Origin of the sequence: Streptomyces sp. H51 (genome assembly GCF_035656535.1) — a bacterium.
Taxonomy (GTDB): Bacteria; Actinomycetota; Actinomycetes; order Streptomycetales; family Streptomycetaceae; genus Streptomyces.
The window spans coordinates 186363-201695 of the sequence record NZ_JAYMHD010000015.1 but is presented as its reverse complement, the minus strand read 5'-3'; the positions used below and the strand labels follow the sequence as shown (position 1 = coordinate 201695).

Here is a 15333-nt window from a genome sequence, read left to right as displayed (position 1 = left end):
TGCCCCGGCGGAGGGGCACCCCAGCAGAACGGAGAAGTCGTGGAGATTCTCGCCTTCGGCGTGCAGGCGGACGAGAAGCCCCTGATCGAGCAGGCCTTCCGGGGCCGCCACGAGGTCCGCTGCCTGGACGTCTTCCTCAACCAGGACACCGCCCCCATCGCGTCCGGCTACGAGATCATCTGCACCAGCGTCAACTGCGCCCTGGACAACCACGTCCTGCAGACCCTGGCGGTCGGCGGAACGCAGATGATCGCCCAGCGCTCCACCGGCTTCAACAACATCGACCTCCCGGTCGCCGAACGGCTCGCCATGACGGTCGCCCGGGTGTCGTACTACTCGCCGTACTCCGTGGCCGAGTTCGCCTGGACGCTCGCCATGGCGGTCAACCGCCGCATCGTCCGCGCCTCCATCCGCACCCGCGACTTCGACTTCCGCCTCAACGGGCTGATGGGCCGCGACATGCACGGCCGCACCGCGGGCGTCCTCGGCACCGGCAAGATCGGCGAGGCGTTCGCCCGGATCGCCCACGGTTTCGGCATGCGGCTGCTCGGCTGGGACGTCGCCGAGAACCCCGCCTGCGTGGAACTCGGCATGGAGTACGTCTCCAAGGAGCGGCTCCTCGCCGAGTCCGACCTGATCACGCTGCACGTGCCGCTGATGCCCGCGACCCAGCACCTGATCGACGCCGACGCGCTGAAGGCGATGAAGGACGACGCGGTCCTGGTCAACTCCAGCCGCGGCGGCCTCATAGACACCGCCGCGCTCGTCGCCGAGCTGCGCGAGGGCCGCTTCACCGGCGTCGGCCTCGACGTGTACGAGGCGGAGGCGGGCCTGTTCTTCCTCGACAAGTCTCTCCAGGCCATCGAGGACGACACCCTGGCCCGCCTGGTCACCTTCCCCAACGTCCTGGTCACCTCCCACCAGGCGTACTACACCGTGGACGCCGTCCGGCAGATCATCGACGCCACGGTGCGCAACGTCCAGGACTACACGGAGGGCCGCCGCTCCGAGAACGTGCTCGTGCCGCGCAGCTGACCCATCAGCTCCCCGACGACGGCGCCGCCGTTCAGGGTGAGCACCGACTCGGGGTGGAACTGCACGCCGGCGAAGCCGGGCCCGCGCAGGGCGTGCACCTCCCCGCCCGCGCTCCGGGACACCTCCACGCCGTGCGCGGCCAGTTCCTCGGCCGCCTCGTCGTCGCAGCGCGCCACGAAGCTGTTGTAGAAGCCGACGGTCTCGCTGCGCCCGAACAGGTCGATCGTCGTCTGCGCCCCCTGGTACGGCACCTCCTTGCGCACGATCTCCAGCCCCAGCTCGGCCGCGATCAGCTCGTGCCCGAGACAGACGCCGAGCACGCCGTGCCGGTGGTCGCGCACCACCCGCGCGGCCAGCTCCCGCAGGAACCGCATCTTGGGGTCGGCCAGGTCGGACGGGTCGCCGGGGCCCGGCCCCAGCACCACCGGCCCCGGGTGCGCGAGCACCGCATCCCGCAGGCCGGGCTCGTCGAAACGCCGGACGGTGACCTCCAGCCCACCGGAGCGCAGCACGTGGGCGAGCATCGCCGTGAAGGTGTCCTCGCCGTCGACGACCAGGGCGTGGCCCTCCAGCCCGTCCGACCGCTCCTGCATCCGCAGCCAGAACGGCGCCAGCGAAGCGCGGCGCCCGTCCAGCGCCGCCCGCACCCGGGGGTCGTCGGCCAGCCGGGGGCGCGTGTGCTCCGACCGCGGCCGGGAGGGCCGTACGCCGAGGGCCGCGAGCACGCCCGCCGCCTTCGCGTGCGTCTCCGCGACCTCGCCCGCCGGTTCGGACCCGCGCACGAGCGTGGCGCCGACCGGCACCCGCAGCCGCCCCTCGGCGTCGATGTCGGCGGTGCGGATGAGGATGGGGGAGTCGAGGGTCTGGGCGCCGCCGGAGTCCCGGCCGAGCAGGGCCAGCGCGCCCGCGTAGTAGCCGCGCCCGCCGGCCTCGTGCCGCTCGATGACCCGGCAGGCGTTCTGCACCGGCGAGCCGGTGACCGTCGCCGCGAACATGGTCTCCCGCAGCACCTCGCGGACGTCCAGCGAGGACCTCCCGCGCAGCTCGTACTCGGTGTGCGCGAGGTGCGCCATCTCCTTCAGCCGCGGTCCGACGACGACCCCGCCCCGGTCGCCGACGGTGCACATCATCTTCAGCTCCTCGTCGACGACCATCGACAGCTCCTCGATCTCCTTGCCGTCGGCGAGGAAGCCGAGCAGGTGCTCGGGGGTGGGGCCCCCGGCCGGATACCGGTAGGTCCCGCTGATCGGGTTCATGACGACGGTCCCGCCGGACATCCGCACGTGCACCTCGGGACTCGCGCCGACCAGCGTCCGCTCCCCGGTGCACACCACGAACGTCCAGTACGCGCCGCGCTCCCCCTCCAGCAGGCGCCGGAACAGGGCGAGGGCGTCGGCCCGGCCGAAGCCCGCAATCTCACCCCGGTACGTCCGCCGGATCACGAAGTTCGCGCCCTCGCCGCGCCCGATCTCCTCGCGGAGCACGCGCCCGACGATCCGCGCGTACTCCTCGTCCGGCACGTCGAAGCCGCCGCCGCGGACCTCGACGTGGTGGGCGGGGAGCTGGGCGAGCGCGGCCTGGAGCGGCAGGACGTGCGTCTCCTCGGGCCTGAGCACCGCCAGCGGGGTGCCGTCGTCGCGCACGTCGAAGCCGCGCTCGCGGATCTGCCGGAACGGCACGAGCGCGAGGCCCTCGTCGGGGAGGTCGGCGAGGCGGTCGTGCACCGTGACCGGACCGAGCAGCAGCTCGACGACGTCCTGGTCGTGGCCGGGGGTGCGGCGGCGCAGCAGGGCGAACGGGCGGGGGTCGTGCAGCAGGTCCGGCAGGTTCATGGGTCCGTGTCCTTCTCGGTCTCGATCGACGGAGAGGAACGGCCCGGGAAACGCGGAAGGCCGCCCCTCGGGCGGCCTTCGCGAAGTCTGTGCGTACGCGCAGTCAGTGGGCCGCCGGATGAGCGGTCCACCACCAGTTCTGGGTCGAAAGCGCGAACATGCCAGGCACCCTACCGCACCGGCGGGCGGCGCGTCCGGCCATTGATCGCTCTGTCTCACCAGGCGAACCGGAGACAAACCACGCGACACGACCCCGTAATGTTTACAGGGTGACCGTGAACGCTAAGACCAGCGCGAGTGCTGGCAACACCTGGCGAGACCTGCCCGCGGCGCAGCAGCCTGAGTACCCCGACACCGAGGCTCTGCGCGCAGTGATCGCGGACCTCGAGTCGTATCCGCCGCTCGTCTTCGCGGGCGAGTGCGACCAGCTGCGCGCCCGGATGGCGGCCGTCGCCAAGGGAGAGGCGTTCCTCCTCCAGGGCGGCGACTGCGCCGAGGCGTTCGACGCGGTGTCCGCCGACCAGATCCGCAACAAGCTCAAGACGCTGCTCCAGATGGGCGCCGTTCTCACGTACGCGGCCTCCGTGCCGGTCGTGAAGGTGGGCCGCATCGCCGGCCAGTACTCCAAGCCGCGCTCCAAGCCGGTCGAGACCCGTGACGGCGTGACGCTCCCCAGCTACCGGGGCGACTCCGTCAACGGCTTCGAGTTCACCGAGGCCGCCCGCATCCCCGACCCCGAGCGCCTGAAGCGGATGTACAACGCCTCCGCCTCCACGCTCAACCTGGTGCGCGCCTTCACCACCGGCGGCTACGCCGACCTGCGCCAGGTGCACGCCTGGAACCAGGACTTCGTGAAGTCCTCCCCCTCCGGCCAGCGCTACGAGCAGCTGGCCCGCGAGATCGACAACGCGCTGAACTTCATGCAGGCCTGCGGTGCGGACCCGGAGGAGTTCAGGACCGTCGAGTTCTTCTCCTCGCACGAGGCGCTGCTGCTGGACTACGAGTCGGCGCTGACCCGCGTCGACTCGCGCACCGGGCACCTCTACGACGTCTCCGCGCACATGGTGTGGATCGGCGAGCGCACCCGGCAGCTGGACCACGCGCACATCGAGTTCGCCTCGCGGATCCGCAACCCGGTCGGCGTCAAGCTCGGCCCGAGCACGACGGCCGAGGAGGCGCTGCAGTACATCGAGCGCCTCGACCCGGACCGTGAGCCGGGCCGGCTGACCTTCATCGTCCGCATGGGCGCCGACAAGGTCCGTGACAAGCTCCCGGAGCTGGTCGAGAAGGTCACGGCGTCGGGTGCGACGGTGGCCTGGGTGACCGACCCGATGCACGGCAACACCTTCGAGGCGGCCTCCGGCCACAAGACGCGCCGTTTCGACGACGTGCTGGACGAGGTCAAGGGCTTCTTCGAGGTGCACAAGGCGCTGGGCACCCACCCGGGCGGCATCCACATGGAGCTCACCGGCGACGACGTCACCGAGTGCGTGGGCGGCGGCGACGAGATCTTCGTCGACGACCTGCACCAGCGCTACGAGACGGCGTGCGACCCGCGTCTGAACCGCAGCCAGTCGCTCGACCTGGCGTTCCTGGTCGCCGAGATGTACCGGGACCAGTGACGGCTCACCCCGTCACCGGGACATGAGGTGGGGCGCGGATCACAACGATCCGCGCCCCACTCCGCTTTCGCGGGCCCCTTCCGGCGAGTAAGGTTAGGTTTGCCTCACCGATCAACGGGGACGGCGTCATCTGGATCCCCTCGGGAGGTGAACCGCGTGTACGTCTGCAGTTGCTTCGGCATCACCGAACAGCAGGTCAAGCAGCACGCGGAGAACGGCGCCTGCACGCCCCGCCGGATCGCTTCGGCCTGCAAGGCGGGCACCGACTGCGGTTCGTGCGTACGGCGCATCCAGGCCCTCCTGGGGCGGGGTGCCCTGCCGGGGCGCGAGACGGCCGGCCAGGGCGGACCGCTCCTCACCGGCCTCGACGAGGCGGCCTGACCGGCGCCGACGCCGCGGGCCGACGCCGTGGGCCGACGCAGCGGGCCGGTGCGCCTAGCTATCCGGCTGCTCGATCACCTGGGCGATGTAGAGCGCCTCGCCCAGCTTCTCCACCAGCTCCAGCTGGGTGTCCAGGTAGTCGATGTGGTGTTCCTCGTCCTCCAGGATCGATTCGAAGATGTTCGCGGACGTGATGTCGCCCTTCTCCCGCATCACCCTGACGCCGCGCTTGAGACGGTCGATCGCCTCGACCTCGATCTGCCGGTCGGCCTGGAACATCTCGGTGACGGTCTGGCCCACCCGGACGTGGAAGAGGCGCTGGTAGTTGGGCAGCCCCTCCAGCAGGAGGATCCGGTCGGTCAGCATTTCGGCGTGCTTCATCTCGTCGAACGACTCGTGCCGGGTGTACTTCGCGAGCTTGGTCCAGCCGAAGTTCTCCTGCATCTTCGAGTGCAGGAAGTACTGGTTGATCGCGGTCAGCTCACCGGTGAGCTGCTCGTTGAGGAATTCGATGACCTCGGGGTCGCCCTGCATCGCGAAGGCTCCTTCCAAGCCGGGGGTCAGGCGGAATGCGCCGCATGATTGCACCGGCGGGGAAGATCGTCCAGTAAGTCTCCGCTTACCACGTAGGTGCACAGTTGTCGTTGGTTGCCCGAATTTGAGTGGGGCCCGTCAGGTGCAGCGTCCCCGGTCTGTCAGGATGGAGTCATGGGTCAGCCGGTGGAGCGCGAGTCGGGAGAGCGTGATTCGGGAGGAGTGGCACAGTCCGAGCTGCCGCCCGGACAGCGCCTCCAGCGTGGCTGGCCGGTCACGCACTACGGGCCGGTCCCGAAGTTCCGTCCCGAGCGCTGGGAGTTCCGGGTCTTCGGCGCCACCGCGGGCGGCGAGAAGCACTGCTGGAGCCACGAGGAGTTCACGGCGCTGCCGTACACCACCGTGGTGGCCGACCTGCACTGCGTCACGCGGTTCAGCATGCTCGGCGCCGAATGGGGCGGCATCCCGGCGCGCACGATCTTGGAGATCGCCCCTCCGGCGCCGGCCGTCACCCATGTGATGGTGTGGGCCGAGTACGGCTTCAGCGCGAACCTGCGCCTGTCGGACTTCGCCTCCGAGCGGACCGTCTTCGCCACCCACAAGGACGGCGAGCTGCTGACCGCCGAGCACGGCTTCCCGCTGCGTCTGATCGTCCCCCACCTGTACGCCTGGAAGGGCCCCAAGTGGGTGCGCGGTGTGGAGTACATGACCACCGACCGCCGGGGCTTCTGGGAGGAGCGCGGCTACCACAACATCGGCGACCCGTGGAAGGAGCAGCGCTACTCCTACCAGGAGGAGCCCGGGGAGGGTCCCGAGCTGTGACTCCCGGCGCCCGCCGTCAGTGATGGTGGGCGTGCACCACCGCGTGGCCCTTGCCGCGGCCGATCATCCACTTGTTGACGGGTGTCGTGACCACGAAGGCGATCACCAGGGACAGGGCGAGGGAGGTCCAGAACAGCGCGTCGGCGAGTTCCGCGTCCATCGCGTCCGGCCACAGCGCGATCACGCCGTTGTCGATGAGTTCCATCACGGCGATCGACACGGTGTCCGCGGCCAGCGCCACCCGCAGGGCCGCCCGGAAGCCGAGGCCCGCCCGCAGTACTCCGCGCAGGGTGAGCGAGTAGCCGAAGAAGAAGGCGAGCACGATCGCCAGGACGGTCGTCGGGGCGTTGCCCCAGCCGAGCGCGGTGCCGATCACCATGCCGAGCACCTCACCGATGGCGCACCCGGTCAGGCAGTGCAGGGTGGCCTGCGCGGCCATGGCCCAGCCGGCCGGGGAGCGCCCGTGGCCCGCGTGGCCGTGCGCCGCGGGGTCGTGCGCCGCGGGGTGGTGTGCCGTGCTCCCGTGCGCCGTGTGCTGATGCGCGGCGTCCTGATGCGCGGTGTCCCGATGTGCCGTGTGCTGATGCGCCGCCGTCGCGTGCGCCTGGTGCGCCTCGTGCGCGTCGTGGTCCATGGCTTGCCCCCAATGCCGGGTGACGGTTTCTGTACCGGACAGGAACCAGATACCCCTAGGGGGTATTCCCACGCGTCAGGAGTCGCGGAGTTTCTTCAGCCGCTCCACGTCCGCCGCGTGCCCCTCCTTGCCGCCGGGCGTCTCGATGACCAGCGGTACGCCCGCGGTCGCGGGGTGGGTCGTCAGCGCGCGGAACGGATCCTCGCCGATGTGGCCGGCGCCGATGTTCGCGTGCCGGTCCTTGTGGGCGCCCACCACGTCCTTGGAGTCGTTGGCGTGGATCAGCTTCAGCCGGCCCTCACCGACCGTCTCCACCAGCAGGTCCAGCGTCCGGTGCATGCCGTCGGGACCGGTCAGGTCGTGGCCCGCCGCGAACACGTGACAGGTGTCCAGGCAGACGCCCAGCTTCGGATGGGAGTCCAGCGCCTCGAAGTACGGCGCGAAGTCCGCGGTCCGCGAGCACAGGGAGGCGCCCTGTCCCGCGGTCGACTCCAGCAGCAGGTACGGATCGTCGTCGTGGGTCAGTTCGTCGAGCAGCGGCAGCAGGCGCTCGCGCACCTGGGCCAGGGCCACGGCCCGCTCCCGGCCGCCGGTCGCGCTGCCGGTGTGCACCACCACGCCGAGCGCGCCGATCTCCCGCCCGCGCCGCAGGGAGTGCCGCAGCGACCGCACCGAGTTCTCCACCGTCGCCTCGGTGTGCGAGCCGAAATTGATCAGGTACGGGGCGTGGACGTACGCCGGGATCGACCGCGCCGCGCACGCCGCACGGAACTCCTCGTCCTGTCGCGGGTTGCCGGCGGGCGTGGCCCAGCCGCGCGGGTTGGCGACGAAGACCTGCACGGCCTCGGCCCCGAGGTCGCGGGCGTAGGCGAGCCCGACGGTGTTCAGACCGCCGGCCACGGGGACGTGGCTGCCGACGGGGTTGCGGGCGGGACCGGGGCGCTGGCTGTTCACCCGTTCAGGGTGCCACGCCGCCGGTCCCGCGCCGTCAGCGGATCCGGATGGTGATCGTCGATCCCTTGGGCGCCGTCTCGCCGCCCGCCACGGACTGGCCCTGGACCGTGTCGCCGAACAGGCCCAGCAGCCCGCGGTCCTCGTCGACCTTGAAGCCGGCCGCCTCCAGCGCCTTCGTCGCGTCGTCGACGCTGTCGCCGGTCACGTCCGGGACCTCGACCATCTCCGGGCCCTTGGACACGGTGAGCGTCACCGTGTCGCCCTCGGCGAGCTGCTTGCCGCTCGCGGGGGTCTGCGCGGCGACCTGGCCCTTGTCGTACTCGGAGTTGATCTGCACGGCCGCGACCTTGACCTTCAGGCCCGCGGCCGCCAGGTCCGCCTTCGCCTTCGCCAGGTCCTCGCCGGTGACGTCGGGGACGTCGACCGGGCTGCCCTTGCTGACGGTCAGCGCGATCGCCGAACCCGCGTGCCGGCTGCTGCCCGCCTCCGGGTCCGTGGAGATCACGAAGCCCTTGGGAAGGGTGTCGCTGAACGCGCCGGTGACCATGCCCGGTTCCAGCCCCCCGGCCTTCAGCCGGGCCTTCGCCCGGTCGAGCCGGTCGCCCTGCAGGTCGGGCACCCGCACCATCTCCGGGCCGTCGGAGATGGTGAGCGACACCGAGGCGTTGTCCCGGACGCGGGCGCCGGGCGCCGGGTCCGAACTGATCACCGTGCCCCGCTTCACGGTGTCGCTGTAGGCGTGTCTGACCTTCCCGAGGTCGAGGCCGGCCCGCTGCAACTGCTGGGTGGCCTGCGTCTGGGTCTTCGCCAGCACCGCCGGGACCCTGGTGAACTGGCCGGAGTTGATGTACCAGACGCCCGCGGTGACGCCGAGGACCAGCAGCACGGCCGCGACGACCATGAGCGGGCCGCGCCCCAGCAGCCCCGGGCGGCGCCGCGGCGGCAGGGGCGGCGGCGACTGCAGCCGGCTGGTGTGCTGCACGGGCCCGGCGGGACCCGCGCCGTCCCCGCCGGCCGGGAGCGGCCACGGCGGGGTTCCTCCCGCGGGGGCGAGGCCGGGTGCGGGGGAGGTCAGCGGGCGCGGGATGACGCTCGTACGGTCGTCGGAGATGTCGCGGTCCTCCGGGCCGAGGGCCCCCGGCGGGACGGCGTCCAGCTGGTCCGCGCTCAGCGCGCCGCGCGCCTGACGGGCCAGCGCGAGCAGCGCCACCGCGTCGTGCGGCCGGACGTCGGGGGTGCGGGCGGTGGCCGACGCGACCAGCTGGTCCAGCGCGTACGGCAGCCCCGGCACGGCGGCGGACGGCGGCGGCACGTCCTCGTGGAGGTGCTTGAACAGCACGGTGGCAGTCGAGTCGCCGGCGTGCGGACGGTCACCGGTCAGCATCTCGTACAGGACGACACCGCACGCGTACACGTCGACCCGGGTGTCGGCGGTGCCGTGCTCGATCTGCTCCGGCGCGAGATAGGAGGCGGTGCCGAGCACGGTGCCGTTCGTGCTGGTGACCGTGTCCACGGCGCGCACCAGGCCGAAGTCGGCGACCTTGACCCGGCCGTCGTCCGCGATCAGTACGTTCTCCGGCTTCATGTCCCGGTGCACGAACCCGGCGCGGTGCGCGGCGCCGAGCGCGGCCAGCACCGGCTCCAGGATGTCCAGCGCGGCGCGCGGCTGCAGCGCCCCGCGCTCGCGCAGCACGTCGCGCAGGGTGCAGCCGGGCACGTACTCCATGGCGAGGTAGACGTACGACCCGTCGGCGCCCTGGTCGAAGACCTGCACGACGTTGGGGTGCGCGAGCCGTGCGACCGACTTCGCCTCCCGGATGAACCGCTCGACGAAGGAGCCGTCGGCCGCGAGTGTCGGGTGCATCACCTTGAGCGCGAGCACGCGGTCGAGGCGGGTGTCCAGGGCCCGGTAGACCGTGGCCATCCCGCCGACCGCGATCCGCGCGTCCACGCGGTAGCGCCCGTCGAGCACCTGCCCGACCAATGGGTCCTGAAGGGTCGTATCCACGCAGGTGAGTGTACGAGCCGCAATCGACACGGCCGCCGGTTCACCCGATCCGGGTACGGAATGCAGCAGACCTGTGACTGTTGTGCGACGAGAACGCGGTGGTGCTCAGAACGCGGGGCGTTCGGGATCCAGCCGGGCTCGTCCCCCGGTGGGTGAGGAGGCCTCGGCGAAGTGGCGTCGCGGGATGCGTCCGGCCCGGTACGCCAGGCGTCCCGCCTCCACCGCGTGCCGCATCGCCTGCGCCATCAGCCGCGGCCGGTGCGCCCGGGTCACCGCCGAGGCGAGCATCACGCCCGCGCACCCCAGCTCCATCGCCAGCGCCGCGTCCGAGGCGGTGCCGGCGCCCGCGTCCAGGATCACCGGCACCCGCGCGTGCTCGGTGATCAGCTGGAAGTTGTGCGGGTTGCGGATGCCGAGCCCGGAGCCGATCGGTGAGCCCAGCGGCATGATCGCCGCGCAGCCGGCGTCCTCCAGCTTCCGGGCGAGGACCGGGTCGTCGTTGGTGTACGGCAGCACGGTGAACCCGTCGTCGACCAGCGTCTCGGCCGCCTCCAGCAGCTCGATCGGGTCGGGCAGCAGGGTGCGCTCGTCGGCGATGACCTCCAGCTTGACCAGGTCGGTGCCGAGTGCCTCGCGCGCGAGGCGGGCGGTGAGGACGGCCTCCCGGGCGGTGAAGCAACCCGCCGTGTTCGGCAGCACCCGGATGCCCAGCCGGGTGAGCACGTCCAGCACCGAGCCGTGCACCGAGGGGTCCACGCGCCGCATGGCGACCGTGGTCAGCTCCGTGCCGGACGCCACCAGGGCGCTCTCCAGCACTTCCAGGCTGGGGGCACCGCCGGTGCCCATGATCAGGCGGGACGTGAAGGACGTGCCGCCGAGGACGAAGGGGTCGTCGGCCATGGGTCAGCCTCCTTGGACGGCGGTGAGGACCTCGACGCGGTCCCCCTCGGCGAGGGGGGTCGACGGCCACTGCGCGCGCGGGACGACGGTTTCGTTGAGGGCGGCGGCCACCCCGGAGGACGCCGGGGCGAGTGCCCTCACCACGGTGTCGAGAGCCGTTCCGGGAGGGACCTCGCGGAGTTCGCCGTTGACCGAGATGTTCATGCGGGCTGCTCCGTGCGGGCGAACCGCCGCGGGGTGAAGGGGCGTGCCTCCTCGGGGAGTTCGCCGGTGGTCAGGACGTGCGCCAGGGCGTCGCCGGTGACCGGGGCGAGCAGCACGCCGTTGCGGTGGTGCCCGGTGGCCAGCAGCAGCCCGGGCAGCCCGCTCGGGCCGAGCAGCGGCGCGTTGTCGGGGGAGCCGGGGCGCAGCCCGGCCCGGGTCTCGGTCAGCGGCAGCTCGGTGATGCCGGGGACCAGCTCGTGGGCGTCGCGCAGCAGCTCGTACACCCCGCCCGCGGTGACCGTGGTGTCCCAGCCCAGCTCCTCGCTGGTCGCACCGACCACCAGCTCGCCGTCCTCGCGCGGCACCAGGTAGACGTGGCTGCCGCGCACCATGGCCCGGACGGTACGGCTGAGGAACGGCGCGTACCGTCGCGGCACGCTCAGCCGGAGCACCTGCCCCTTGACCGGCCGCACCGGCGGCAGCACGTCGTCCGGGACGCCCGCGAGCCGTCCGCTGAGGCTGCCGGCTGCCAGTACCACCCGGTCCGCCGCCAGCGCGGTGCCGTCCGCCGCGGTGACGCCGACGGCCCGGTCCCCGGCGCGGTCGAGGCGCTCGGCCCACACCCGGTGGAAGACCACGCCCGCCCGCTCGCAGGCGGCCACCAGCGCGCGGGTCAGCCGCCGCGGGTCGATCTGGTGGTCGCCGTCGACCCGGAGGCCGCCGCGCACGCCCGGCGCGAGCATCGGCTCCAGACGCCGGCACTCGCGCCCCGACAGCCATTCCGACCGCAGACCGGACTGCTGCTGCAGGGCGTGCAGTTCGCGCAGGTGGGCGCGGTCGTCGGCGTCCAGCGCGACGGCGAGCGTGCCGCACCGGCGGTAGCCGAGGTCGTGGCCCGTGAGGTCGGCGAGCTCGGCCGCGAAGTCCGGGTAGCGGCGGGCCGAGGCGAGGTTGAGGCCGAGCAGGGTCTGCTCGCCGTGGTGCAGTTCGGTGACCGCTGCCAGCATGCCGGCCGCCACCTGGGCGGCCCCGCCGCCCGGTTCCGGGTCCACCACGGCGGTGGCGAAACCGCGCTGCGCGGCGCGCCAGGCCGTGACCAGGCCGATGATCCCGCCCCCGACGACGAGGACGTCTGACGTACGTGACGGCATGGGCGTCCAGCCCCTCCCTTCGCCGGCATGACCCGGATCAGGTTCGTACGGTCGGAGGCCGCCAGCCTCCCTCTCAGCCCGGTGCGTCCGGGCTCCCGCGAGTGCTTGTACGGTGGCCACCCTAGCCCGCGCCCCGTCGCCCTCGTAAGGGAGCCTTCCCCATGCCGCGCTCGCTGGACGGCCTCGTCCTCGCACCGGTCGCCGACCAGGCCGCCGGCCAGGTGGGCACCCGGACCCGTTTCACCTACCACGAGGCCGACGGCGCCGTCTGGGCCGAGTACGCGGGCGGCGACGTCGTACGCGGCCGTCTGGTGGGTACCCGGGAAGGTGACCGGCTCGACTTCCGCTACGTGCAGCTGACGAACGACGGCACGACGGCCTGCGGGCACTGCGTGTCGGCGGTCGTGGAGCTGCCGGACGGCCGGGTGCGCCTGGAGGAGACGTGGGAGTGGGAGTCCCGGCCGGGCAGCGGCACCAGCGTTGTGGAGCAGGTCACTGACGGGAACCGCGACTGACGTGACGTCAGGTGTCTATGGTGATCAGGTGAGCGAGCAGACGCAGGAACGGCAGGCACCCCCGCAGCGGCGAGTCGTCGTGGCCGGCGCGGGCATGGCCGGCGTGCAGACCGCGGTGGCCCTGCGCGAACAGGGCTTCGCCGGGCCGGTGACCCTCATCGGCGCCGAGCCCCACCAGCCTTACGACCGGCCGCCGTTGTCCAAGGCCGTCCTGCTCGGCAAGGCCGAGGGGTCCGCCTTCGACGTCGACTTCGAGGCGCTCGGCATCGAACTGCGGCTCGGGCGCGAGGTGCTGGGCGTCCGGGTCGGCGACCACGAACTCGACACCGCCGAGGGGCCGGTGCCGTACGACGTCCTGGTCCTCGCGACCGGTGCCGAGCCGGTGCGGCTGCCGCAGGCCCAGGGGGTGCCCGGCGTCCATCTGCTGCGCACCCTGGACGACGCCGAGCGGCTGCGGCCGGTGCTCGCCCGGCAGCACGACGTGGTGGTCGTCGGCGCGGGCTGGATCGGCGCGGAGTTCGCCACGGCGGCGCGCGAGGCGGGCTGCGCGGTGACCGTCGTGGAGGCCGCCGACCGGCCGCTCGCGGGCGCGCTGCCCGCCGAGGTGGCCGCCCGGATGGCCTCCTGGTACGCCGACGCGGGCGCCGTGCTGCGCACCCACGCGCGCGTGTCGCGGGTCGAGCCCGGCGAGGTCGTCCTCGACGACGGCACCCGGCTGACCGCGGGCGCCGTCGTGGTCGGCATCGGCGCGCGCCCCGCCACCGGCTGGCTCGGCGGCTCGGGGATCGTGCTCGGGGCGCACGGCGAGGTCGTCGCCGACGACGGCCTGCGCACCTCGGCGCCGGACGTCTACGCGGTCGGCGACTGCGCGTCCTTCCCCTCCCGCAGGTACGGGGAGCGCCTGCTGGTGCACCACTGGGACAACGCCCTGCAGGGCCCGCGCACGGTGGCCGCGAACATCATCGGCGAGGAGCCCGCCGTCTACGACCCGGTGCCGTACTTCTGGTCCGAGCAGTTCGGCCGGTTCGTGCAGTACGCCGGTCACCACGCGGGCGCCGACACGACCCTGTGGCGGGGCGACCCGTCCGGCCCGAGCTGGTCCGTGTGCTGGCTGCGCGACGGCCGCCTGGTGGCGCTGCTGGCGGTGGGCCGGCCCAGGGACCTGGCGCAGGGCAGGCGCCTGATCGAGGCGGGCACGCCGATGAACCCGGACCTGCTGGCGGACGCGAGCAAGCCGCTGAAGGCCGCCACCGCTTAGCCGGGACGGTGGACCGCAGCCGGGACCACCCGGTCGGACGGGAGCCGGGACCACCTGGTCGGACGGGCCTGGCTTCCGACTGTCGGTGCGGGATGGCAGGCTTGTTCCCGTGACCGAGATTGACGCAAAGATCGATGCTCTCGTCCCCGCCTGGCTCACCCTCCCCGACATCGCCGAAATGCTCGGCGTCGAGGTGACACGTGTGCGGCAGCTGGTCAAGGAGGGCCAGCTCATCGCCGTACGCCGTGGTGAGAACCGCGCGCTGCACGTCCCCGCCGCCTTCATCGACGGGGACAAGGTCGTCAAGGGCCTGACCGGCACCCTGACGCTCCTGCGGGACGACGGCTTCACGGACGAAGAGATGATCGAGTGGCTCTTCACCCCCGACCCGACCCTGCCCGGCACCCCCGCGCAGGCTCTGAGCGAGAATCGCGGCACGGAGGTGAAGCGTCGCGCCCAGGCGCTCGCCGTCTGATCAGTACGGGCCACCAGCAGGCCACCAGCAAGACGACGAGCGAGACGACGAGCAGGCCGACGAACAGGCCGACCGGCAGACCTGCCGGAGGACGAACAGCAGGCTGAACACCGTCCGGTGTCCGGGCCGGGGCCGAACCGGCCCCGGCGCGGTCCCGGCGCGGCCGGAAGCGGCCCGCCGGGACCGTCCCGGCCCGCACGCCGCCGACAACGGGGGGACACCACCATGCCCGACACCGCCGCCACCGACGACGCCCGCGCGCGGCTCGCCGACGCCCGCGTCTACCTCTGCACGGACGCCCGCAGGCGCCAGGGCGACCTGCCCGAGTTCCTGGACGCGGTCCTGGCCGGCGGCGTCGACATCGTCCAGCTGCGGGACAAGGGCATGGAGGCGGCGGAGGAGCTGCGGTGGCTGGAGGTGTTCGCCGACAAGTGCCGCGAACACGGCAAGCTCCTCGCGGTCAACGACCGCGCCGACGTGGCCCACGCAGCCCGCGCCGCGCATCCCGCGGGCCCCTCGGTGCTCCACCTCGGCCAGGGCGACCTCCCGGTCCCCGCGGCCCGCGCGATCCTCGGCGACGACGTCCTCATCGGCCGCTCCACGCACGCGGAGGCCGAGGCGGAGGCCGCCGCCGTCCAGGAGGGCGTGGACTACTTCTGCACCGGCCCGTGCTGGCCCACCCCGACCAAGCCCGGCCGTCACGCGCCCGGCCTCGGTCTGGTGCGTCACACGGCGGCCCTCGGCACCGACCGCCCCTGGTTCGCCATCGGCGGCATCGACCTCGGCAACCTCGACGAGGTGCTCGACGCGGGCGCCCGCCGCGTGGTGGTCGTCCGCGCGATCACGCAGGCCGACGACCCGGGCGCGGCGGCGGCGGAGCTCGCCAAGCGGCTGCGGCAGCTGTAGCGGCACCGGTCGCAGCTGCGGCGGAACCGGTCGGCGGCCGCCGGGCCCCTGACGAGGGCGAATCTGTCCAAGGAGTGGACAACAAGTCGGCAAATCGGGCAA

General features: G+C 72.7%; 17 protein-coding genes and 1 riboswitch. Of the genes, 8 read left to right on the top strand and 9 right to left on the bottom strand.

Annotated elements, in window-relative coordinates:
- Positions 1-39 precede the first annotated feature (39 nt).
- Positions 40-1035, top strand: coding sequence for a 2-hydroxyacid dehydrogenase (locus tag VKA29_RS04080; protein ID WP_324783762.1), 996 nt, complete (start codon positions 40-42; stop codon positions 1033-1035).
- Here VKA29_RS04080 and VKA29_RS04075 read toward each other — a convergent pair.
- A complete protein-coding gene (locus VKA29_RS04075; RefSeq protein ID WP_324783761.1) occupies positions 987-2867 on the bottom strand; it encodes an anthranilate synthase family protein in 1881 nt (626 codons plus the stop codon). The genes VKA29_RS04080 and VKA29_RS04075 overlap by 49 nt on opposite strands.
- A 103-nt stretch (positions 2868-2970) precedes the next feature.
- Complete coding sequence (locus VKA29_RS36905) at positions 2971-3027, bottom strand: trp operon leader peptide (RefSeq protein ID WP_078912442.1); 57 nt, start codon at positions 3025-3027, stop codon at positions 2971-2973.
- A gap of 109 nt (positions 3028-3136) precedes the next feature.
- Between VKA29_RS36905 and VKA29_RS04070 the strand changes: the two genes are divergently transcribed.
- Together VKA29_RS04070 and VKA29_RS04065 are read left to right on the top strand one after the other, a co-directional pair.
- Complete coding sequence (locus tag VKA29_RS04070; protein ID WP_324783760.1) at positions 3137-4489, top strand: class II 3-deoxy-7-phosphoheptulonate synthase; 1353 nt, start codon at positions 3137-3139, stop codon at positions 4487-4489.
- Positions 4490-4645: 156 nt separating this feature from the next.
- On the top strand, positions 4646-4870 hold the full coding sequence (locus VKA29_RS04065) for a (2Fe-2S)-binding protein (RefSeq protein WP_324783759.1): 225 nt from the start codon (positions 4646-4648) through the stop codon (positions 4868-4870).
- 54 nt (positions 4871-4924) lie between these two features.
- Here the strand turns inward: VKA29_RS04065 and bfr are convergent, their stop codons facing one another.
- Entirely contained in the window at positions 4925-5404 is a 480-nt protein-coding gene (bfr, locus tag VKA29_RS04060; RefSeq protein WP_324783758.1) for a bacterioferritin, read from the bottom strand.
- A 174-nt stretch (positions 5405-5578) separates the two neighbouring features.
- Here bfr and VKA29_RS04055 point away from each other — a divergent pair, with 174 nt between their 5' ends.
- The gene (locus VKA29_RS04055) at positions 5579-6226 is read left to right on the top strand and encodes a sulfite oxidase-like oxidoreductase (protein WP_324783757.1); all 648 of its coding nucleotides are present in this window, start codon (positions 5579-5581) and stop codon (positions 6224-6226) included.
- Positions 6227-6242: 16 nt separating this feature from the next.
- Here the strand turns inward: VKA29_RS04055 and VKA29_RS04050 are convergent, their stop codons facing one another.
- From VKA29_RS04050 to thiO, 6 genes are all read right to left on the bottom strand, one after another.
- Positions 6243-6860, bottom strand: coding sequence for a DUF4396 domain-containing protein (locus tag VKA29_RS04050; protein WP_420718433.1), 618 nt, complete (start codon positions 6858-6860; stop codon positions 6243-6245).
- 75 nt (positions 6861-6935) lie between these two features.
- Positions 6936-7814, bottom strand: a complete 879-nt coding sequence (locus tag VKA29_RS04045) for a deoxyribonuclease IV (protein ID WP_324783756.1) — start codon at positions 7812-7814, stop codon at positions 6936-6938.
- A gap of 34 nt (positions 7815-7848) precedes the next feature.
- Positions 7849-9822, bottom strand: a complete 1974-nt coding sequence (pknB, locus tag VKA29_RS04040) for a Stk1 family PASTA domain-containing Ser/Thr kinase (protein WP_324783755.1) — start codon at positions 9820-9822, stop codon at positions 7849-7851.
- Between the two features lie 105 nt (positions 9823-9927).
- Positions 9928-10722, bottom strand: a complete 795-nt coding sequence (locus tag VKA29_RS04035; protein WP_324783754.1) for a thiazole synthase — start codon at positions 10720-10722, stop codon at positions 9928-9930.
- A 3-nt stretch (positions 10723-10725) separates the two neighbouring features.
- Positions 10726-10926, bottom strand: a complete 201-nt coding sequence (gene thiS / locus VKA29_RS04030; protein ID WP_324783753.1) for a sulfur carrier protein ThiS — start codon at positions 10924-10926, stop codon at positions 10726-10728.
- Positions 10923-12077, bottom strand: a complete 1155-nt coding sequence (thiO, locus tag VKA29_RS04025) for a glycine oxidase ThiO (protein WP_324783752.1) — start codon at positions 12075-12077, stop codon at positions 10923-10925. The genes thiS and thiO overlap by 4 nt, the downstream gene beginning before the upstream one ends.
- A riboswitch (TPP riboswitch) is annotated at positions 12075-12186 on the bottom strand. (Overlaps the previous gene by 3 nt.)
- Positions 12187-12238: 52 nt before the next feature.
- Between thiO and VKA29_RS04020 the strand changes: the two genes are divergently transcribed.
- The 4 genes from VKA29_RS04020 to thiE all read left to right on the top strand — a co-directional run bounded on the left by VKA29_RS04020 (position 12239) and on the right by thiE (position 15231).
- Complete coding sequence (locus tag VKA29_RS04020) at positions 12239-12592, top strand: hypothetical protein (RefSeq protein ID WP_324783751.1); 354 nt, start codon at positions 12239-12241, stop codon at positions 12590-12592.
- Positions 12593-12620: 28 nt separating this feature from the next.
- Positions 12621-13850: an FAD-dependent oxidoreductase gene (locus tag VKA29_RS04015; RefSeq protein ID WP_324783750.1), complete on the top strand. Its 1230-nt coding sequence runs from the start codon at positions 12621-12623 to the stop codon at positions 13848-13850.
- A 109-nt stretch (positions 13851-13959) separates the two neighbouring features.
- Positions 13960-14325: an Rv2175c family DNA-binding protein gene (locus tag VKA29_RS04010; protein WP_324783747.1), complete on the top strand. Its 366-nt coding sequence runs from the start codon at positions 13960-13962 to the stop codon at positions 14323-14325.
- A gap of 225 nt (positions 14326-14550) precedes the next feature.
- Positions 14551-15231, top strand: coding sequence for a thiamine phosphate synthase (gene thiE / locus VKA29_RS04005; protein ID WP_324783746.1), 681 nt, complete (start codon positions 14551-14553; stop codon positions 15229-15231).
- The last annotated feature ends 102 nt before the right edge of the window (positions 15232-15333 follow it).

Excerpts from the sequence above, each read along its gene's own strand:
- VKA29_RS04075 (WP_324783761.1), bottom strand. The coding sequence starts at position 2,867 with ATGAACCTGCCGGACCTGCTGCACGACCCCCGCCCGTTCGCCCTGCTG.
- bfr (WP_324783758.1), bottom strand. The coding sequence starts at position 5,404 with ATGCAGGGCGACCCCGAGGTCATCGAATTCCTCAACGAGCAGCTCACC.
- VKA29_RS04055 (WP_324783757.1), top strand. The coding sequence starts at position 5,579 with ATGGGTCAGCCGGTGGAGCGCGAGTCGGGAGAGCGTGATTCGGGAGGA.
- VKA29_RS04050 (WP_420718433.1), bottom strand. The coding sequence starts at position 6,860 with ATGGACCACGACGCGCACGAGGCGCACCAGGCGCACGCGACGGCGGCG.
- VKA29_RS04035 (WP_324783754.1), bottom strand. The coding sequence starts at position 10,722 with ATGGCCGACGACCCCTTCGTCCTCGGCGGCACGTCCTTCACGTCCCGC.
- thiS (WP_324783753.1), bottom strand. The coding sequence starts at position 10,926 with ATGAACATCTCGGTCAACGGCGAACTCCGCGAGGTCCCTCCCGGAACG.
- thiO (WP_324783752.1), bottom strand. The coding sequence starts at position 12,077 with ATGCCGTCACGTACGTCAGACGTCCTCGTCGTCGGGGGCGGGATCATC.
- VKA29_RS04020 (WP_324783751.1), top strand. The coding sequence starts at position 12,239 with ATGCCGCGCTCGCTGGACGGCCTCGTCCTCGCACCGGTCGCCGACCAG.
- thiE (WP_324783746.1), top strand. The coding sequence starts at position 14,551 with ATGCCCGACACCGCCGCCACCGACGACGCCCGCGCGCGGCTCGCCGAC.